This is a genomic window from Streptomyces sp. NPDC005803, assembly GCF_040630435.1.
Taxonomy (GTDB): Bacteria; Actinomycetota; Actinomycetes; order Streptomycetales; family Streptomycetaceae; genus Streptomyces.
Genome location: NZ_JBEXXO010000018.1, coordinates 102,013 through 120,273, shown reverse-complemented (window position 1 = coordinate 120,273; position 18,261 = coordinate 102,013). Strand labels below are relative to the sequence as shown.

17 protein-coding genes are annotated in these 18,261 nt (G+C 72.0%); 8 read left to right on the top strand and 9 right to left on the bottom strand.

Features of this window, described 5'->3' with window-relative positions:
• The first annotated feature begins 92 nt into the window (after nt 1-92).
• Nucleotides 93-1,367, top strand: a complete 1,275-nt coding sequence (locus ABZ454_RS24875) for a D-alanyl-D-alanine carboxypeptidase (protein WP_356315498.1) — start codon at nt 93-95, stop codon at nt 1,365-1,367.
• On the opposite strand, the gene ABZ454_RS24870 is transcribed toward ABZ454_RS24875, so the two are convergent.
• On the bottom strand, nt 1,315-2,388 hold the full coding sequence (locus ABZ454_RS24870) for a YihY/virulence factor BrkB family protein (RefSeq protein WP_359541007.1): 1,074 nt from the start codon (nt 2,386-2,388) through the stop codon (nt 1,315-1,317). The two genes, ABZ454_RS24875 and ABZ454_RS24870, sit on opposite strands and share 53 nt — an antisense overlap.
• Nucleotides 2,389-2,528: 140 nt before the next feature.
• Here ABZ454_RS24870 and ABZ454_RS24865 point away from each other — a divergent pair, with 140 nt between their 5' ends.
• On the top strand, nt 2,529-3,890 hold the full coding sequence (locus ABZ454_RS24865) for an FAD-binding oxidoreductase (protein ID WP_359541004.1): 1,362 nt from the start codon (nt 2,529-2,531) through the stop codon (nt 3,888-3,890).
• 46 nt (nt 3,891-3,936) lie between these two features.
• Nucleotides 3,937-4,737, top strand: coding sequence for a decaprenylphospho-beta-D-erythro-pentofuranosid-2-ulose 2-reductase (locus ABZ454_RS24860; protein WP_359541003.1), 801 nt, complete (start codon nt 3,937-3,939; stop codon nt 4,735-4,737).
• A gap of 60 nt (nt 4,738-4,797) precedes the next feature.
• Here the strand turns inward: ABZ454_RS24860 and ABZ454_RS24855 are convergent, their stop codons facing one another.
• Nucleotides 4,798-5,388 (bottom strand): 2'-5' RNA ligase family protein, encoded by a 591-nt coding sequence (locus ABZ454_RS24855; protein WP_359541002.1) that lies wholly within the window; start codon nt 5,386-5,388, stop codon nt 4,798-4,800.
• Nucleotides 5,389-5,494: 106 nt separating this feature from the next.
• On the bottom strand, nt 5,495-6,508 hold the full coding sequence (gene trpS / locus ABZ454_RS24850; RefSeq protein ID WP_359540999.1) for a tryptophan--tRNA ligase: 1,014 nt from the start codon (nt 6,506-6,508) through the stop codon (nt 5,495-5,497).
• Between the two features lie 215 nt (nt 6,509-6,723).
• On the opposite strand from trpS, the gene rocD reads away from it, so the two are divergent.
• Together rocD and ABZ454_RS24840 are read left to right on the top strand one after the other, a co-directional pair.
• Complete coding sequence (gene rocD, locus ABZ454_RS24845; RefSeq protein WP_359540997.1) at nt 6,724-7,938, top strand: ornithine--oxo-acid transaminase; 1,215 nt, start codon at nt 6,724-6,726, stop codon at nt 7,936-7,938.
• A 103-nt stretch (nt 7,939-8,041) separates the two neighbouring features.
• On the top strand, nt 8,042-8,899 hold the full coding sequence (locus ABZ454_RS24840; protein ID WP_359541097.1) for a hypothetical protein: 858 nt from the start codon (nt 8,042-8,044) through the stop codon (nt 8,897-8,899).
• Between the two features lie 6 nt (nt 8,900-8,905).
• On the opposite strand, the gene ABZ454_RS24835 is transcribed toward ABZ454_RS24840, so the two are convergent.
• Nucleotides 8,906-10,309, bottom strand: a complete 1,404-nt coding sequence (locus ABZ454_RS24835) for a PLP-dependent aminotransferase family protein (protein ID WP_359540995.1) — start codon at nt 10,307-10,309, stop codon at nt 8,906-8,908.
• Nucleotides 10,310-10,356: 47 nt separating this feature from the next.
• On the opposite strand from ABZ454_RS24835, the gene ABZ454_RS24830 reads away from it, so the two are divergent.
• Together ABZ454_RS24830 and ABZ454_RS24825 are read left to right on the top strand one after the other, a co-directional pair.
• Nucleotides 10,357-10,863: a carboxymuconolactone decarboxylase family protein gene (locus ABZ454_RS24830; RefSeq protein WP_359540993.1), complete on the top strand. Its 507-nt coding sequence runs from the start codon at nt 10,357-10,359 to the stop codon at nt 10,861-10,863.
• Between the two features lie 46 nt (nt 10,864-10,909).
• Complete coding sequence (locus ABZ454_RS24825) at nt 10,910-11,638, top strand: isocitrate lyase/phosphoenolpyruvate mutase family protein (RefSeq protein WP_359540991.1); 729 nt, start codon at nt 10,910-10,912, stop codon at nt 11,636-11,638.
• A gap of 167 nt (nt 11,639-11,805) precedes the next feature.
• Here ABZ454_RS24825 and ABZ454_RS24820 read toward each other — a convergent pair whose 3' ends face one another.
• The 3 genes from ABZ454_RS24820 to ABZ454_RS24810 form a co-directional block, all read right to left on the bottom strand.
• The gene (locus tag ABZ454_RS24820) at nt 11,806-12,795 is read right to left on the bottom strand and encodes a malate dehydrogenase (protein WP_136327632.1); all 990 of its coding nucleotides are present in this window, start codon (nt 12,793-12,795) and stop codon (nt 11,806-11,808) included.
• Nucleotides 12,796-13,380: 585 nt separating this feature from the next.
• Entirely contained in the window at nt 13,381-13,956 is a 576-nt protein-coding gene (locus ABZ454_RS24815; RefSeq protein ID WP_356315528.1) for a DUF3017 domain-containing protein, read from the bottom strand.
• Nucleotides 13,957-13,985: 29 nt separating this feature from the next.
• Nucleotides 13,986-14,849, bottom strand: coding sequence for a bifunctional methylenetetrahydrofolate dehydrogenase/methenyltetrahydrofolate cyclohydrolase (locus ABZ454_RS24810; RefSeq protein WP_359540987.1), 864 nt, complete (start codon nt 14,847-14,849; stop codon nt 13,986-13,988).
• Nucleotides 14,850-15,078: 229 nt separating this feature from the next.
• On the opposite strand from ABZ454_RS24810, the gene ABZ454_RS24805 reads away from it, so the two are divergent.
• Nucleotides 15,079-15,846: an RDD family protein gene (locus ABZ454_RS24805; RefSeq protein WP_359540985.1), complete on the top strand. Its 768-nt coding sequence runs from the start codon at nt 15,079-15,081 to the stop codon at nt 15,844-15,846.
• A 72-nt stretch (nt 15,847-15,918) separates the two neighbouring features.
• Here the strand turns inward: ABZ454_RS24805 and purH are convergent, their stop codons facing one another.
• Together purH and purN are read right to left on the bottom strand one after the other, a co-directional pair.
• On the bottom strand, nt 15,919-17,472 hold the full coding sequence (gene purH / locus ABZ454_RS24800; RefSeq protein WP_359540983.1) for a bifunctional phosphoribosylaminoimidazolecarboxamide formyltransferase/IMP cyclohydrolase: 1,554 nt from the start codon (nt 17,470-17,472) through the stop codon (nt 15,919-15,921).
• Entirely contained in the window at nt 17,459-18,115 is a 657-nt protein-coding gene (gene purN, locus ABZ454_RS24795) for a phosphoribosylglycinamide formyltransferase (protein ID WP_359540981.1), read from the bottom strand. The genes purH and purN overlap by 14 nt, the downstream gene beginning before the upstream one ends.
• Nucleotides 18,116-18,261: the final 146 nt, after the last annotated feature.

Genomic DNA, 18,261 nt, shown 5'->3' with positions numbered 1-18,261 from the left:
GGCTCGCCCGGGGTGGGCTGTCCCGGCGGTCCGCACGGCGGGTCACACCACCGGTATCAATAATCAGATCAACTGCATGTACGTTTTCGCTCGTGCCAGCTCTCAAGAAGGCCGCGCTGTCGGTCACCTCTGCCGCTCTGCTGTCCGCCTTCCTCGTCGGTCCCGCCTCGGCGGCCGGCCAGGACACCGCGGACGACGAGCCGAAGCCGCCCACCGGCATGTCGCAGGTCGGTGGCGCGCAGCTCGGCCGGAGCGGGACCCAGGTCAATCTCGGCGCCGGCGCACCGGTCCTGCCGAAGGATCTGACCGGCAGGTCCTGGATGGTCTCGGACGCGGAGACCGGCGACGTGCTCGCCGCGCACAACCCGCACTGGCGGCTGCCTCCCGCCTCCACGCTGAAGATGCTCTTCGCCGACACCGTGATGCAGGCGCCGGCGCTGCAGCCCAAGACGCTCACGTACACGGTGAAGGACCAGGACCTCGCCGATCTCGGTGAGGGCAGCAGCCTGGTCGGCGTCAAGGAGGACCTCAGTTACACGGTGCGCGACCTGTGGCTCGGGGTCTTCCTGCGTTCGGGCAACGACGCGGTGCACGTGCTGGCCTCGATGTACGGCGGTGTCCCCAAGACCGTCACCGACATGCAGGCCCACGCGGAGGAGCTCCAGGCCCTGGACACCACGGTGGTGTCGCCCGACGGGTACGACGCCCCGAACCAGGTCTCCAGCGCGTACGACCTCACGCTGTTCGCCCGCAGCGGGCTGCAGAAGGCGGACTTCCGCGAGTACTGCGCGACCGCCACGGCGCAGTTCCCGGGGAAGCAGGAGGAGGGCAAGAAGCGTGAGAGCTTCGGCATCCAGAACACCAACCGGCTGCTCACCGGGGCCGATGGCGTCACCCCGTACGCCGGCATCGCGGGTGTCAAGAACGGCTACACGACGCATGCCGGGAACACCTTCACGGGCGTAGCCGAGCGCAACGGCAAGGTGCTGCTCGTCACCGTCATGAACCCGTCGTCCGACAAGACGCACGCCGTCTACAACGAAGCGGCGAGCCTGCTCGACTGGGGCTTCGCCGCCAGCGGCAAGGTCACCCCGGTGGGCGAACTCGTCGCGCCGAAGTCCGCCGGAACCGGAACCGATACGGGTACGGCTACGGGCAAGGGCGCGCAGGCCGACCGGCCGGCCATGGACAAGGGAGTGAACGGGCCCGGCACCACGAAGGCCGCCGCGGCCGACGACAGCTCCGGCGGAGTCGGGATCGCCCTGGGCATCGCCGGCGGGGCGCTGGTCCTGCTGGCCGGGGCGGTGTTCCTGGTCAACCGGCGGTGGCCGCTGCCGGACCTGGTGCGCCGCGTCCCACGCCGCTGACAGTGCCGCGGCCGGCCCGGCCGCCTCGGTCGGCCCGGCCGCCTCGGTCGGCCCGGCCGCCTCGGTCGGCCCGGCTGCTGCCGCCTGCTTCGCGGTCGCCGACGGGCGCGGAGGCGTCCTTCCCGTCCTCCGCGTCCTTCGCGTCCTTCGTCTCCTCCGCGGGCTCCTCGCCCTTGCTCCGCGTGGCCGTCCAGGCGGCGCAGAACAGCAGGAGCTTCGCGGTGAAGTTGATCCACAGCAGCAGAGCGATCGGCACGCCGAAGGCTCCGTACATGCTCTTGGAGGCGACGCCCTTCATGTAGCTGCCGAGCAGCAGCTTGAGCAGTTCGAAGCCGACCGCGCCGATCAGCGCGGCCACCATGAGCCGGCGCCGCGGCGGCTCGACGCCGGGCAGCAGGGTCAGCAGGTAGAGCAGCAGCAGGAAGTCCGCGATCACCCCCACCACCAGGGCCGCGATCCGCAGCAGCACCCCGCCCGCGCCGTCCTCCGGGATGTTGAGCAGATCGGCGACCCAGCCGACGGCAACGGAGCCGACCGAGGAGATCCCCATGGTCACCACGGCCGCCCCGCCCAGCCCGAACAGCACCCCCGCGTCCTTGAGTTTACGCAGGACGGGATTGCCCTCGTCCAGGTCGTCCCTCTCCCAGACGGCGCGCAGGCAGTCCCGCATCGAGCCGATCCAGCCGATGCCCGTGAAGAGCAGCAGCGCACCGGCCACCAGCCCGACCGTCCCCGCGTGGGCCACCAGGTTGTCGATCCCGAGCTGGTCGGAGATGCCGGGCACCTGCTCGGCGAGCTTGTCCTCGATCTTGTTCAGCTGCTCGGTGGAGAGCAGCGCCGCACCGATCGCCGCGCCCACCGCGATCAACGGGAAGAGCGCCAGGAAGCTGATGAAGGTGATCGCCGCCGCGAGCCTGGTCCAGTGGACCCGCACCAGCGTTTCGTAGCTGCGCCAGGCGTGCGTCTCCATCAGCCGGGAGACGATCGGCCCGATGACGGGGAGTTTTTTCAGCCAGTCCATGACGTACGACTACCCTCCCGGGCACCGAAAACCGGGGTGCGGTCCGCCGTGGGCGAGTTGACACTCCCTCAATCACCCATTCCGGTGAGTGTTGTAACAAATCCCTCAAAGGGGTTTTCTCGGGCGATACGGTCACCCTCATGTCTGTCGACACCGTGTCCCTGACCGGCTGGGGCCGTACCGCCCCGACGACCGCGCTGCGTTTTCACCCCCGTAGTCACGAGGAGGCCGTCGCCGCGGTGCGCGGCTGCGGGCCGCGCGGCTCGATCGCCCGCGGGCTGGGCCGGTCGCACGGCGACGCGGCGCAGAACGCCGGGGGCTCCGTGCTCGACATGACGGGACTGGACCGGATCCGCACCATCGACGCCGGCGCCGGTCTCGTGGTGTGCGACGCGGGCGTGAGCCTGCACCGGCTGATGGAGGTGCTGCTGCCCCTCGGCTGGTTCCTGCCGGTGACGCCCGGCAGCCGCCACATCACGGTGGGCGGGGCGATCGGCTCCGACGTCCACGGTCACGACCACCGCACCGCCGGCTCCTTCTCCCGTCACGTCACGGAGTTCGCACTCCTCACGGCGGACGGAGGGGTCCGTACGGTCCGCCCCGGCACCCCGCTCTTCGACGCGACCGCGGGCGGCCTGGGTCTGACCGGGGTGATCCTCTCGGCCACGCTCCGGTTCCGTCCGGTCGCGACGTCCGTGATGTCGGTGGACACCGAACGGGCCCTCGATCTCGACGACTTGATGACGAGGCTCGCCACCGGCAGCCGCCGCCACCGTTACGCGTCCGCCTGGGTCGACCTGACCGCCCGCGGCCGGTCGACGGGACGCGGCGTCGTCACCCAGGGGGAGCACGCACCCCTGCACATGCTCCCGGCGCACGCCCGGCGCACACCGCTGGCTCTCCGCCCCTCCCTCCTGCCTGCCGCGCCCTTCCCCGCGCCGGACCTGGTGCCGGGCGGGCTGTTCGGACGCGTCTCCGCCGCCGCGTTCAACGAGTTCCGCTACCGCCGCGCACCCCGGTCCCGCACCGGTGAACTGCAGCGGATCCCGACGTTCTTCCACCCGCTGGACCGCGCGCCGCACGCCTACCGGATCCCCGGCCGGGGCGGCTTCGTGCATTACGAGTTCGCCGTCGGGGACAGACGGGCGGAGACGCTGCGCCGGATCGTCGGACGGATCTCGCAGCGGCGCTGCCCGGCGTTCAACGCCGCACTCGGACGGTTCGGCCAGGGCGGCCCCGGCTGGCTGTCCTTCCCGGAGCCCGGCTGGAGCCTCGCCCTCGACCTGCCCGCCGCCCTGCCGGGACTGGCCCGCTTCCTCGACGGCCTGGACGAGGAGGTGGCGGCGGCGGGCGGCCGGGTCTGCCTGACGGACGACTCCCGGCTGCGCCCCGACGCGCTGGCCACGATGTACCCCCGGGTCGACGCGTTCCGGCAGCTCCGGGCCGAGTGGGACCCCGACGGGGCCTTCCGCTCGGATCTGTCGCGTCGGCTGTCGCTGTGACCCCCGTCCACCCCCGCCTTCCGCCACCCGCCTCTAAGGAGCTCTCGTGAAGGATGCCTTCGGCGCCCCGCAGTCCCTGCTCGTCCTCGGCGGCACATCGGAGATCGGGCTCGCCACCGCACGCCGCCTGATCGCCCACCGCACCCGCACGGTCTGGCTGGCCGGACGCCCCTCCCCCGCCCTGGAGTCCGCCGCGGCCGAACTGCGCGGACGGGGCGCCTATGTCCGGACCGTCGACTTCGACGCACTGGACACCGGGTCCCACGAGACGGGCCTCGGCAAGATCTTCACCGAGGGCGACATCGACATGGTGCTCCTCGCCTTCGGCATCCCCGGCGACCAGGAGCGCGACGAGGAGGAGCCGCCGGCCGCGGTCCGGGTCGCCCAGACGAACTACACGGGGGCCGTCTCCGCAGGGCTGGTGTGCGCCGGCGCACTCCAGGCGCAGGGGCACGGCTCGCTGGTGGTGCTCTCCTCGGTGGCGGGGGAGCGCGCCCGGCGCGCGGACTTCATCTACGGGTCGAGCAAGGCGGGCCTGGACGCGTTCACGCAGGGGCTCGGGGACGCCCTGTACGGGACGGGCGTGCACGTGATGGTCGTGCGCCCCGGTCTCGTCCGTCCGGCGACGGCGCCGGCCGGTTCCGGCGCGGCGGCGGCCGAGGCTCCGCTCGCGATGATCCCGTTCACCCGGACTCCGCTCGTGACCACGCCGGACGCGGTGGCCGACGCGATCGTCACGGGGCTGCGGCGGCGTTCGGAGACGGTATGGGTGCCGGGGGCGCTGCGGGCGGTGATGTCGGTGCTGCGGCATGTGCCGCGACCGCTGTTCCGGCGCCTGCCGGTCTGAGCGAGCGGGCCCGGCCGGAGGGAACCGGCCGGGCCCGCCGCCCGGTGTGCCTGAGGTCTCTCAGGAGTGGAGCGACGGCGCGTCCAGGGAGCTGCCGGTCTGCGCGGGCACGGCGGGGCCGCCGCCACCCGCTTCGAACGGGAACTCGTTGATCTTGCGCCAGACGCTGTCCACGCCCTGCTCGTACAGCGCGAACGAACCGCAGGTCCAGGACGCCTCGTAGTCGGCCAGTTCCGCGTAGGCCCGGTCCATCGCCGCTTCGGAGATGCCGTGCGCCACCGTCACGTGCGGGTGGTACGGGAACTGGAGTTCCCGCACCAGCGGCCCGGAGGCGTCCCGTACCCGCTTCTGGAGCCAGGAGCAGGCCGAGGCGCCCTCGACGACCTGCACGAAGACGACCGGCGAGAGCGGGCGGAAGGTGCCCGTGCCGGAGAGCCGCATCGGGAAGGGCCGGCCGGCGGTCGCGATCGAGGCGAGGTGCGCCTCGATCGCGGGCAGGCGGGCCGCCTCGGCCTCGGTCGGCGGCAGGAGGGTGACGTGGGTGGGAATGCCGTGTGCGGCAGGGTCCCCGAAGCTCGCGCGCCGCTCCTGGAGCAGGCTGCCGTAGGGCTCCGGGACCGCGATCGAAACGCCGAGCGTTACGGTCCCCACGTCGTTCTCCTCAATCCTCGATGGTCTATTTCCAGCCACTGACGGCCGCATGCTTTACGCCGCCAGTGTGCCGCCTGTGGAGGTGTTGACGCCAGGGTCCTTGGACTCAGTGCTTGGCGGGCAGAAGGCCCATCCGGTCATAGGTCCGCGCCAGGGTCTCGGCGGCGACGGCCCGGGCCTTCTCCGCTCCCTTGGCCAGGATGGAGTCCAGCGACTCGGCGTCGTCGAGATATTCCTGCGTGCGGGTGCGGAACGGTGTGACGAAGTCGACCATGACCTCGGCGAGGTCCGTCTTCAGCGCACCGTAGCCCTTGCCCTCGTACTTCTGCTCCAGGTCGGCGATGGTCGTGTCGGTGAGCGTCGAGTAGATCGTCAGCAGATTGCTGATCCCGGGCTTCTCGGCCCGGTCGAAGCGGATCACCGTGTCCGTGTCGGTGACGGCGCTCTTCACCTTCTTGCCGGTCGTCTTCGGCTCGTCGAGGAGGTTGATCAGGCCCTTGGGGGTCGCCGCCGACTTGCTCATCTTCGCGGACGGGTCCTGCAGGTCGTAGATCTTCGCCGTCTCCTTGAGGATGTACGGGTCCGGCACGGTGAAGGTGTCGCCGTAGGTGCTGTTGAACCGCTCGGCGAGGTTGCGGGTCAGCTCCAGGTGCTGGCGCTGGTCCTCGCCCACCGGGACCTGGTCGGCCTGGTAGAGCAGGATGTCGGCGACCATCAGCATCGGGTACGTGAAGAGCCCCACCGTGGTGCGGTCGGCGCCCTGCTTGGCGGACTTGTCCTTGAACTGCGTCATCCGGGACGCCTCGCCGAATCCGGCCAGGCAGTTCATGACCCACCCGAGCTGGGCGTGCTCGGGGACGTGGCTCTGGACGAAGAGCGTGCAGCGGTCCGGGTCCACCCCGGCGGCGAGCAGCTGGGCGACAGCGAGCCGGGTGTTGGCACGCAGCTGCGCGGGGTCCTGCGGGACGGTGATCGCGTGCAGGTCGACCACCATGTAGAAGGCGTCGTGGGACTCCTGCAGAGCCACCCACTGGCGGACCGCGCCGAGGTAGTTACCGAGGTGGAACGAGCCTGCGGTGGGCTGGATTCCGGAGAGCACACGGGGACGTTCAGAGGCCATGGGAGTCATTGTCTCAGGTGCGGAACCCATCCCGGGCAGCTGGTGCGGGAAAGGTGTGAGGGTCCGCGAGGGGGCTTCGGGGGCGGACCGGCAGGCCCTCGCGGCAGCGGAAAACGCGGGCACGCCGCGAAGTGAAGGTTTCCTCGTGGGAGATCCGACCGACGATACAAAGTGGGCACGACCCCGGCCCACGCCGCACGACGAACGGAGATCCCGTGTCGACCACGGAAAACGCCCTCGCCTCCGCCGAGGCGCACAGTGCGCACAGTGCGCACAACTACCATCCGCTGCCGGTCGTCGTCGCCACGGCGGACGGCGCGTGGATGACCGATGTCGAGGGCCGGCGCTACCTCGACATGCTCGCCGGGTACTCCGCGCTCAACTTCGGCCACGGCAACCGTCGTCTGATCGACGCGGCCAAGGCGCAGCTGGAGCGGGTGACCCTCACCTCGCGGGCCTTCCACCACGACCGGTTCGCCGACTTCTGTACGCGGCTCGCCGAGCTGTGCGGCATGGAGATGGTGCTGCCGATGAACACCGGGGCGGAGGCGGTGGAGACCGCGGTGAAGACCGCCCGCAAGTGGGGATACCAGGTCAAGGGCGTCCCGGACGGCATGGCGAAGATCATCGTCGCCGCCGACAACTTCCACGGCCGGACGACGACGATCGTCAGCTTCTCCACGGACCACGAGGCCCGCGCGGACTTCGGTCCGTACACCCCGGGGTTCGAGATCGTGCCGTACGGGGACCTGACGGCGCTGCGGGCGGCGATGACCGAGAACACCGTGGCGGTGCTGCTGGAGCCGATCCAGGGCGAGGCCGGGGTGCTGGTCCCGCCGTCCGGCTACCTCCCCGGGGTCCGTGAGCTGACCCGCGAGCGGAACGTGCTGTTCATCGCGGACGAGATCCAGTCGGGTCTGGGCCGGACCGGGAAGACCTTCGCCTGTGAGCACGAGGGCGTCGTGCCCGACATGTATGTGCTCGGCAAGGCGCTGGGCGGAGGTGTGGTGCCGGTGTCGGCCGTGGTCTCGTCCGCGGCGGTGCTGGGGGTCTACCGGCCCGGGGAGCACGGCTCGACGTTCGGCGGCAACCCGCTGGCCTGCGCGGTCGCGCTGGAGGTCATCGCGATGCTGCGCACCGGCGAGTTCCAGCAGCGCGCGGCGGAGCTGGGCGAGCACCTCCACCGGGAGCTGGGCCTGATGGCGGGAGGCGGCGCGGTGGAGGCGGTGCGGGGGCGTGGGCTGTGGGCCGGGGTCGACATCGCGCGGGGCCACGGCACGGGACGGGAGATCTCCGAGAAGCTGATGGACCGGCGGGTGCTGGTGAAGGACACCCATGGTTCGACGATCCGGATCGCCCCGCCGCTGGTGATCAGCAAGGAGGACCTGGACTGGGGCCTGGAACAGCTGCGCGAGGTGCTGCGCGGCTGACCGACGGGACGACCGCCCGGCGGGAGGGCGTCCCGGCACGACCGGCCGGCGGGAGACCGGGCGCCCGCGCCGTGCCAGTAGAGTCCCGCCTGTGCTCCTGGGGATGATCTGCGCGCTCGGTTCCGCGGTCTGCTTCGGCACGGCCTCCGTCTTCCAGGCCGTCGCCGCGCGGGCCGCCGCCGAACCGGGGGCCGACGCGGGGGTGGACCCGGCGCTGCTGCTGCGGGCCGTGCGCCAGTGGCGTTACGTGGCCGGGCTGGCGCTCGACGGCCTCGGCTTCGTCCTCCAGATCATCGCCCTGCGCTCGCTGCCCATCTACGCGGTGGGGGCGGCCCTGGCCGCGAGCCTCGCCGTGACCGCGGTCGTCGCCGCCCGGCTGCTCGCGGTGCGGCTGAGCGGCACCGAGTGGGCGGCCGTCGCCGTGGTGTGCGCGGGCCTCGGCATGCTGGGACTCTCCTCCGGCGGGGAGGGGCACCTGTCCGGACCGGATGCGCTGCGCTGGTGGCTGCTCGGCGTCGCCGTCGGCATCCTCCTGATCGGCACGGCGGCGGGCCGGCTGCCCGAGCGGGCGCGCGCCCTCGTCCTGGGGCTCGGCGCCGGCTGCGGTTTCGGGGTGGTGGAGGTCGCCGTCCGGCTGATCGACGACGTGACGCCGTCCGCGCTCGTCACCGACGCCGCCGTGTACGCGCTGCTGGTGGGCGGCGGCTCGGCGTTCCTGCTGCTCACCTCGGCGCTGCAGCGCGGTTCGGTGACGACGGCGACGGCCGGGATGGTGCTGGGCGAGACGATCGGGCCCGCGCTGGTGGGAGTCGTCTGGCTCGGCGACCGTACCCGCGAGGGGCTCGGCTGGTTGGCGGTCACCGGCTTCGCGGTGGCCGTGGCCGGCGCGCTGGCCCTGGCCCGGTTCGGCGAGGCCCCGGCGGACACCCCGGAGCCCGCGGCTTCGGGCACGCCCGCGTAGAGCGCGTCACGGGAGCACCCGGCACAGGGCGTCCAGCGCGCCCGCCCAGGCGCTGTCGGCCGGTGTTCCGTACCCGATGACCAGTCCCTCGCGCCGCACCTCGGCGTCCGGGTGCCGGAAGGAGGACAGGCCCTGCACCGCCAGTCCCTGCCAGGCCGCCGAGCGGATCACCTCGGCCTCGCCGCCCTCCGGGAGTTCGAGCACGGCGTGCAGGCCCGCGGCGATACCGCTGACGCGGACGGCGGGGGCCCGCTCCGCCAGTGCCGCGACCAACTGGTCGCGGCGGTTGCGGTAGCGCAGGCGCATGGAGCGCACATGCCGGTCGTAGGCGCCGGAGGCGATGAACTCCGCCAGGGTCAGCTGGTCCAGCGCGCTCGACGCCCAGTCGCTCCATCCCTTGGCCGCCGTCACCTCGCCCACCATGTCCCGCGGCACCACCATCCACCCCATCCGCAGCCCCGGCGCCAGGGACTTGCTGGCCGTCCCCAGGTACACCACGCGTTCGGGGTCCAGGCCCTGGAGTGCGCCGACCGGCTGGCGGTCGTAGCGGAACTCCCCGTCGTAGTCGTCCTCCAGGATCAGTCCACCGGTGCCGCGCGCCCAGTCGACCGCCGCGGCCCGCCGGTCGGGGTGGAGCGGCACCCCGGTCGGGAACTGGTGAGCGGGTGTCAGGAGCACCGCACCCGCGCCCCGCAGCCCGCGCAGTTCGCCGGTCCGGGAGCCGAGTCCGTCGAGCGGCAGGCAGGGGGTGCGCAGCCCGGCGTCCGTGAGCAGGCCCGTGTGCACGTCCAGTCCGTACGACTCGACGGCCACCTCCCGCACGTGGCGCTCCCGCAGCACCTTCCCCATCATCCTCAGCCCGTGGACGAAGCCGGCGCAGACCACTATGCGTTCGGGATCCGCGTACACCCCGCGGGCCCGTGCCACGTAGTCGGCGAGGACGGTGCGCAGTTCGATGCGGCCGCGCGGGTCGCCGTAACCGAAGGCCTCGTTGGGCGCGCGGGTGAGGGCGCGGCGGGCCGCCTTCAGCCACGCGGCGCGCGGGAACGTCGCCAGGTCCGGCGACCCCGGCATCAGGCTGTACGCGGGGCGGCTGCGGGGCGGCCGGGTGCGGGGCGGCCGGGTGGCGGACGGGCGCGGCTCGGACCGTTGCGCCACCCGGGTGCCGGAGCCCTGGCGGGCGGTGAGCCAGCCCTCCGCGACCAGCTCCGCGTAGGCGTCGGCGACCGTGTTGCGGGCGATGCCGAGGTCCGCGGCGAGCGTCCGGGAGGACGGCAGCCGGGTCCCGGGCGCCAGCCGGCCGGTCCGGGCCGCCTCCCGCAGGGCATCCATGAGGCCGGCCCGCAGCCCGGTGGACCCGGTGACGTCGAGGTGCAGGTCGGCGCCGAAAGTGGCCCAGGGATCTGTCATGGAAATGGACCATACAGGTGCGCCACTCACCGCGTAGCGTCATATCCATGACGACGAACGCACACAGCCACGCGACCTCCGAGTACACCCCCGAGCACACCCCGCGCATGCAGTGGACCGAGCACGCCCCCGACGTCTACAAGGCGATGGCCCGTCTGGAGGCCGCCTCCAAGAAGGGGCTCGACCCGGTCGTGGCCGAGCTGGTGAAGATCCGGTCCTCGCAGCTCAACCACTGCGCGTTCTGTCTCGACATGCACACCAAGGACGCGCTCGCCGCCGGCGAGTCCCTCCAGCGGATCGTGCAGCTCAGCGCGTGGGAGGAGTCGCAGCACTTCTACACGCCGAAGGAGATCGCGGCGATCGAGCTGACCGAGGCGGTGACCGTCCTGACCGACGGTTTCGTGCCGGACGAGGTGTACGCGAAGGCCGCCAAGCACTTCGACGAGACGGAGCTCGCCCATCTCATCGCCGCGATCATCACGATCAACGCCTGGAACCGGTTCGCCGTGTCCACCCGCATGGTCCCGGGCCACTACACCCCCGGGGACCACTGACCCGCTCCCCCCGGCCCACCTCACCCCGCCTCAGGAGCCTTCCGCGATGACCGCGTCCGCCCTCCGCGCACTGCACCACGGCCGCACCCCCGGCGATCCGCTGATCCTCCCCGGCCCCTGGGACGCCGCGAGCGCCCGCGTTCTCTCCGCAGCGGGCTTCCCGGCCCTCGCCACCCCGAGCGCGGGGGTGGCGGCCTCGCTCGGATACGAGGACGGGGCCACGCCGGCCGCCGAGATGTTCGCGGCGGTGGCGCGCATCGTCCGCGCCGTCTCCGTACCCGTGTCGGCCGACGTCGAGGCGGGGTACGGGCTGGCGCCCCGGGAGCTGGTGGAACGGCTGCTCGCCACCGGGGCCGTCGGCTGCAACCTGGAGGACACGGTGGACGGTGTCCTCGTCGACGCCGGGTGGCAGGCGGACCGGCTGGCGCAGGTGCGGACGGTCGCCGGGGACGAGCTGTTCGTCAACGCCCGGGTGGACACGTACGTCACCGGCGTCCCGGAGGGAACGGACCAGGAGGCGGAGACCGTGCGCCGCGCACTGCTGTACGTGGCGGCGGGCGCCGACGGCGTCTACCCGATCGCGGCGCCGCCCGAAGCGCTCCCCCGCCTGGCCGCGGCCGTTCCGGCGCCGCTGAACGCCCTCGCCCGGTCGGACGGTCCGGGCCCGCGGCGCCTCGGTGAACTGGGCGCCGCCCGCGTCACGTTCGGCCCCGGCCTCCAGCACCGGGCCATGGCGGCCCTGCGCGAGTACGCCGGAGGGCTCCGCACGGTCTGAGGCGGCCCGTCCGCCCCACGAACGCCACCGCCCCCGGCAGCGACTGACTGCTGCCGGGGGCGGTGGCGTCCGCGTGTCCCCTGGGGGGGGTGCGGAGCGAAGCGTTCCCGTACCCCCGAGGGGGCGTACGGAGCGCGTCGTCCGCTTCCCCTCCAGGGGCGTACGGATCAGATCAGGCCGAGCTCGCGGACCGCGTCGCGCTCCTCGGTGAGCTCCTTCACCGACGCGTCGATGCGCGCGCGGGAGAACTCGTTGATGTCCAGGCCCTGGACGATCTTGTACGTGCCGTTCTCCGTGGTGACGGGGAAGGACGAGATGATGCCCTCGGGCACGCCGTAGGAGCCGTCCGACGGGATGCCCATGGAGGTCCAGTCGCCCGCGGCGGTGCCGTTGACCCAGGTGTGCACGTGGTCGATGGCGGCGTTGGCGGCCGAGGCGGCCGAGGACGCGCCACGGGCCTCGATGATCGCGGCGCCGCGCTTGGCGACGGTCGGGATGAAGGTGTCGGCCAGCCACGCCTCGTCGTTGACGAGCTCGGCGGCGTTCTTCCCGGCGACCTCCGCGTGGAAGATGTCGGGGTACTGGGTGGCCGAGTGGTTGCCCCAGATCGTCAGCTTCTTGATGTCGGAGACGGCGGCACCGGTCTTGGCGGCCAGCTGCGAGATCGCGCGGTTGTGGTCCAGACGGGTCATCGCGGTGAAGCGCTCCGCCGGTACGTCCGGGGCGGCGGCCTGCGCGATGAGCGCGTTGGTGTTGGCCGGGTTGCCGACGACGAGGACCTTGATGTCGTCCGCGGCGTTGTCGTTGATCGCCTTGCCCTGCGGCTTGAAGATGCCGCCGTTGGCGGAGAGCAGGTCGCCGCGCTCCATGCCCTTGGTGCGCGGGCGGGCGCCGACGAGCAGGGCGACGTTGGCACCGGCGAAGCCGACGTTGGCGTCGTCGGTGATCTCGATGTTGCGCAGCAGCGGGAAGGCGCAGTCGTCGAGCTCCATCGCGGTGCCCTCGGCGGCCTTCAGCCCCTGCGGGATCTCCAGGAGACGCAGGTTGACCGGCACGTCCGGGCCGAGCAGGTGGCCGGAGGCGATGCGGAAGAGCAGCGCGTAGCCGATCTGGCCGGCTGCGCCGGTCACGGTGACATTCACGGGAGTGCGGGTCATGGCGATCTCCGTTAGACAGCTGGCGGTGGGGGCTCCTGGCCCCTGGTGCTGGACATCCCTGAATCTTGACGTGAAGAGATATCCAGCGGTCAGGCTATCCGACCCGGGACCCCACGGCCGCCCGCCCCCCTGTGGCACCGCACACAACCGGTCACTCCCCGCTCACCGGGGCCGGCCGCCGCGCCCGGTCCGGTGGGCCCGGCCGCCACCCCGGCGGGATCGGGCGGCTGCGGCCGGCCGCCCCCAGCGAATGCTCAGGAGGCTGCGGCCGGCCACCTCGCCGCGCTCAGGCCCCTGCGGTCGGCGACGAGCCGCGCAGTCGCCGGCGTGCTCCCGGATGTCTGGGGCGCGCACCCGCTCACGGCGGTCGGTCGGTCTCCCACCGTTGCCCAGCGATCACACCGTGGCGGAATGGTCACTTCCGTGCCACAGGCCCCAGTCATCCCTTGAACCCTCGATCCCCGTCCACAAGGCTGGAGTCAGGACGGGGCAAGGCCGCTCAAGTCGCCACGTTCCGGAGCATTTCGCTCCGGTGTGCTCCGTCCCCGGTGTCCGTCCCTTCTCGGGGGAGGGGACGGGCACCGGTCAGCGGATCGTGAAGTGGACCGCGTCCTCCAGGAACGGGATGTCCAGCCACGGTTTGGGCTGCGCCATGAGCGACAGCATCACGATGAGGACGCCCAGCAGTCCGTACGTGACCAGGTCGGTGAAGCGGGAACGCACCGCGAGCATGCCCACCGAGGGGACCACCAGACGCAGGACCGCGCCCCCGATGAGCGCCACGCCGATCAGGATCGTGCCGATCCGGAAGGCCTGCTCGAAGGGGTCGGCGGCCACGATCAGGAGGCCGGCCCCGGCCGTGCAGAGCACGGCGAGCAGCGGCCACTGACGGGCGGGCGCGGGGGCGTCCCCACCCGCCGCCCGGCCGCCGCCCTCGGGACGCGCGGTGTCGCGGGTGAACGTGAAGCGCCGCGACCGGCGCGTCGCGCCGGGGCCCGGCTCCGGGTGGCTGCCGGTGCGCCCTTCCGGGCCCTCCACGGCGCCCTCGGCCGCACCCGCCTCGGGGGCGTCGACCGCGGCCTCAGCCGCCTCCTCGGACCGCCCGGCGTCCGGCCCGGTCGCCGAGGCGGCCCGGTCGGCCGGGCTCGTACCAGCACCCATGGGGTTCCTTCCGGATCGGATCAGCCGGCTCAGACGGCGTCGGCGGCGTCGCGCTCGGCCGCCTCCACCACGTTGACGAGCAGCTGGGCGCGGGTCATCGGGCCGACACCGCCCGGGTTGGGCGAGATCCAGGCCGCGACCTCGGCCACGCCCGGGTGGACGTCACCGACGATCTTGCCGTTCTCGTCACGGCTCACGCCGACGTCGAGCACGGCCGCGCCCGGCTTCACGTCCTCGGGCTTGATGATGTGCGGCACGCCCGCGGCGGCGACGATGATGTCGGCCTGGCGGAGGTGGGAGGAGAGGTCACGGGTGCCGGTGTGGCACTGGGTCACGGTGGCGTTCTCGGACTTGCGGGTGAGCAGCAGCGGGATCGACCGGCCGATGGTGACACCGCGCCCGACGACCACGACGTGCGCCCCGTTGATCTCGACCCCGTGGTGGCGGAGCAACTGCACGACGCCCTGCGGGGTGCAGGGCAGCGGGCCCGACTCGTTGAGCACGAGCCGGCCCAGGCTCATCGGGTGCAGGCCGTCCGCGTCCTTGGCAGGATCCATGAGTTCCAGGACGCGGTTGGTGTCGATCCCCTTGGGCAGGGGCAGCTGCACGATGTAACCGGTGCACGCGGGGTCGGCGTTGAGTTCGCGGACGACGTCCTCGATCTCCTCCTGCGTGGCGGTGTCGGGGAGTTCACGCTGGATGGAGCCGATGCCGACCTGGGCGCAGTCCTTGTGCTTGCCGTTCACGTACCACCTGCTGCCCGGGTCGTCCCCGACCAGCAGGGTTCCCAGCCCGGGGGTGATACCCCGGGCCTTGAGGGCCGCCACGCGGACGGTGAGATCGGACTTGATCGCGGCTGCGGTGGCCTTGCCATCGAGAATCTGGGCAGTCATGTATCCATACTCGCGGATGACCCCGCCCGCGGACCAATTCCGGGTACCGGCCGTGGACGCAAGGTTGCACTTGGACAACTTCTTGGGCAGCGACTGGACAAACTTACGTCCCGCTTATGACGATGAGGGCCGCAGTGCCGCAGAAGTACCCGGGGGGCGGACCGCTGATGTTTGCATTCCTCCGTGCGGCCGCATTCGTCCCCGTACGTCCGTTGGAGGAACGCCCCAGATGAGCTTCGGCGACCCGAACCCGAACAATCCCTACGGGCAGCAGCCCGGTCAGCCGCCGCAGGGCCAGCCGCCCCAGGGCCAGCCGGGCTACGGCTACCCGCAGCAGGCCCCCCAGGGCGTCCCGCCGCAGGGCCAGCCGGGTTACGGCTACCCGCAGCAGCCGGGCGTGCCCCCGCAGGGCCAGCCGGGCTACGGCTACCCGCAGCAGCAGCCGGGCACCCTTCAGGCCAACAACGGGTACATCAACGTGCCCGTGCTCGGCACGGTCGAGGTCGCCTCGATGGGCCGCCGCCTCGGCGCCCGCTGCCTGGACGGTCTCATCATCGGTGTGCTCTACGGCATCTTCAGCGCGATCGGCCTGGCCGGCGCCCTGGGTCTCGCGGAGAGCACCGATGACTGCGGTTCCTCCCTGGACCCGGGCTACCAGCAATGCGTCAACGACGCCGGCATGAGCTTCATCGCCACCATGTTCGGCATGCTCGCCATCCTCGTCCTGATCACGCTGCTCTACGAGTGGCTGATGATCTCCCTGATGGGCGCCACGCTCGGCAAGAAGGCCCTCGGCGTCAAGGTCGTCAAGGAGAACACGGGCCTGAACCCGGGCCTCGGCGCCGGATTCATCCGCTGGATCATCCCGATCGTCGGTGCCTTCCTCTGCTACATCGGCGCCATCCTGACCTACCTCTCCCCGTTCTTCGACAACTCCGGGAAGCTGCAGGGCTGGCACGACCGTGCCGCCGGCACCCTGGTGGTCAAGATCAAGTAGTAACGCGGCAGAGCGGCACGAAGGGCCGGTCCCCCCGAACTCGTTCGGGGGGACCGGCCCTTCGTCGTGAGGTCAGTGGAAGAAGTGCCGCGTACCCGTGAAGTACATCGTCACGCCCGCCTTCTTCGCGGCCTCGACCACCAGCTCGTCGCGGACCGAACCGCCCGGCTGCGCCACGGCCTTGATGCCGGCCGCGGTCAGGATCTCCAGTCCGTCGGGGAAGGGGAAGAAGGCGTCGGAGGCCGCGTACGCGCCCCGCGCCCGCTCCTCGCCCGCACGCTCGACGGCCAGCTTCGCGGAGTCGACGCGGTTGACCTGGCCCATGCCGACGCCGACCGAGGCGCCGTCCTTGGCGAGCAGGATCGCGTTGGACTTGACCGCGCGGCACGCCTTCCACGCGAAGGCGAGCTCCCGCAGCTCGTCGGCGGAGAGCGCCTCACCCGTGGCCAGCGTCCAGTTGGCCGGGTCGTCGCCGTCGGCCTGGAGGCGGTCGGTGACCTGGAGCAGCGCACCGCCGTCGATCGGCTTGACCTCGACCTCGGCGGACGGGGCCTCGGGGCAGCGCAGCACCCGGATGTTCTTCTTGCGGGTGAGGACCTCGACCGCGCCGTCCTCGTACGCCGGGGCGACGATGACCTCGGTGAAGATGTCGGCGACCTGCTCGGCCATGGTGACGGTCACCGGGCGGTTGACGGCGATGACGCCGCCGTACGCCGACAGCGGGTCGCAGGCGTGGGCGTTGCGGTGCGCCTCGGCGATGTCGTCGGCGATCGCGATGCCGCACGGGTTGGCGTGCTTGATGATCGCGACGCACGGCTCGGCGTGGTCGTACGCGGCCCGGCGCGCGGCGTCGGTGTCCGTGTAGTTGTTGTACGACATCTCCTTGCCGTGCAGCTGCTCCGCCCCGGCCAGGCCGCCGGTGCCCGAGGTGTAGAGCGCGGCGGGCTGGTGCGGGTTCTCGCCGTAGCGCAGGACGTTGCCGCGCTCGTACGTCGTACCGAAGAAGTCGGGGAAGCCCGAGTCGTCGGCGGCGGCGTAACCGTCCGCGAACCAGGAGGCGACGGCCACGTCGTACGCGGCGGTGTGCTGGAAGGCCTCGGCGGCGAGCCGCTTGCGGGCGGTCAGGTCGAAGCCGCCCGCCTTGACGGCGGCCAGGACATCGGCGTACCGCTCGGGGCTGGTGACGACGGCGACCGACGGGTGGTTCTTGGCGGCGGCGCGGACCATCGACGGGCCGCCGATGTCGATCTGCTCCACGCACTCGTCGTCGGAGGCGCCGGAGGCGACGGTCGCCTTGAACGGGTAGAGGTTGACGACCACGAGGTCGAACGGCTCCACGCCGAGCTCGGCGAGCTGCTCGCGGTGGGCGTCCAGGCGCAGGTCGGCCAGGATGCCGGCGTGGACGCGCGGGTGCAGCGTCTTGACGCGGCCGTCGAGGCACTCGGGGAAGCCGGTGAGCTCCTCGACCTTGGTGACCGGCACCCCGGCGGCCGCGATCTTCCCGGCGGTGGAGCCGGTGGAGACCAGCTCGACACCCGCCTCGTGCAGACCGCGGGCGAGGTCTTCGAGCCCCGTCTTGTCGTAGACGCTTACCAGGGCGCGGCGGATGGGCTTATTCACCGTCATGACCGAGATGAACCTTTCGTCCCTCAATGCGATAGCCGTCACGGGCGAGCCGCCCCACGGCCTCGACGAGCAGCTGGCGCTCGACTTCCTTGATGCGTTCGTGGAGGGCCTCTTCGCCCTCCGGGGTGTCCTCTTCGGTCACCTCGACCACGCCCTGCGCGATGATCGGACCGGTGTCGACGCCGTCGTCGACGAAGTGGACGGTGCACCCGGTGACCTTCACGCCGTACGCGAGCGCGTCGCGCACGCCGTGGGCTCCGGGAAAGCTGGGGAGCAGGGCGGGGTGGGTGTTGATGAACCGGCCGCCGAACCCGGCGAGGAACTCCTTGCCCACGATCTTCATGAAGCCCGCGGACACGACGAGGTCGGGGCGGTGCTCGGCGGTGGCCGCGGCGAGCGCCGCGTCCCACTCCCCCCGCGTCGCGTAGTCCTTGACCCGGCACACGAAGGTGGGAAGCCCGGCCCGCTCGGCCCGCTCCAGACCGGCGATGCCGTCGCGGTCCGCACCGACCGCGACGATCCGGGCGCCGTACCCGTCGGGGTCGGCGCCGATCGCGTCGAGCAGGGCTTGGAGGTTCGTACCGGAGCCGGATACCAGGACGACCAGGCGGGCCGGTCCGGCGGAGGAGAGCGGGGAGGCCACGGGCGGGCCCTTTCTCGCGTGTGGAGCGGTTCGAAGCGGCCGCACCACGCGCCGCACTGCGGGAGCGGCGGCACGACGGCCATGCTGTTTGTACGGTCGTACGAAAGAATCACGCCCCCCGATACGGGGAACTCTACGAACGTGCC

Excerpts from the sequence above, each read along its gene's own strand:
- ABZ454_RS24840 (WP_359541097.1), top strand. The coding sequence starts at position 8,042 with ATGATCTGCGCGCTCGGTTCCGCGGTCTGCTTCGGCACGGCCTCCGTC.
- ABZ454_RS24820 (WP_136327632.1), bottom strand. The coding sequence starts at position 12,795 with ATGACCCGCACTCCCGTGAATGTCACCGTGACCGGCGCAGCCGGCCAG.
- ABZ454_RS24835 (WP_359540995.1), bottom strand. The coding sequence starts at position 10,309 with ATGACAGATCCCTGGGCCACTTTCGGCGCCGACCTGCACCTCGACGTC.
- purH (WP_359540983.1), bottom strand. The coding sequence starts at position 17,472 with ATGACGGTGAATAAGCCCATCCGCCGCGCCCTGGTAAGCGTCTACGAC.
- ABZ454_RS24815 (WP_356315528.1), bottom strand. The coding sequence starts at position 13,956 with ATGGGTGCTGGTACGAGCCCGGCCGACCGGGCCGCCTCGGCGACCGGG.
- trpS (WP_359540999.1), bottom strand. The coding sequence starts at position 6,508 with ATGGCCTCTGAACGTCCCCGTGTGCTCTCCGGAATCCAGCCCACCGCA.
- ABZ454_RS24870 (WP_359541007.1), bottom strand. The coding sequence starts at position 2,388 with ATGGACTGGCTGAAAAAACTCCCCGTCATCGGGCCGATCGTCTCCCGG.
- ABZ454_RS24830 (WP_359540993.1), top strand. The coding sequence starts at position 10,357 with ATGACGACGAACGCACACAGCCACGCGACCTCCGAGTACACCCCCGAG.
- ABZ454_RS24805 (WP_359540985.1), top strand. The coding sequence starts at position 15,079 with ATGAGCTTCGGCGACCCGAACCCGAACAATCCCTACGGGCAGCAGCCC.
- ABZ454_RS24825 (WP_359540991.1), top strand. The coding sequence starts at position 10,910 with ATGACCGCGTCCGCCCTCCGCGCACTGCACCACGGCCGCACCCCCGGC.
- ABZ454_RS24865 (WP_359541004.1), top strand. The coding sequence starts at position 2,529 with ATGTCTGTCGACACCGTGTCCCTGACCGGCTGGGGCCGTACCGCCCCG.
- ABZ454_RS24810 (WP_359540987.1), bottom strand. The coding sequence starts at position 14,849 with ATGACTGCCCAGATTCTCGATGGCAAGGCCACCGCAGCCGCGATCAAG.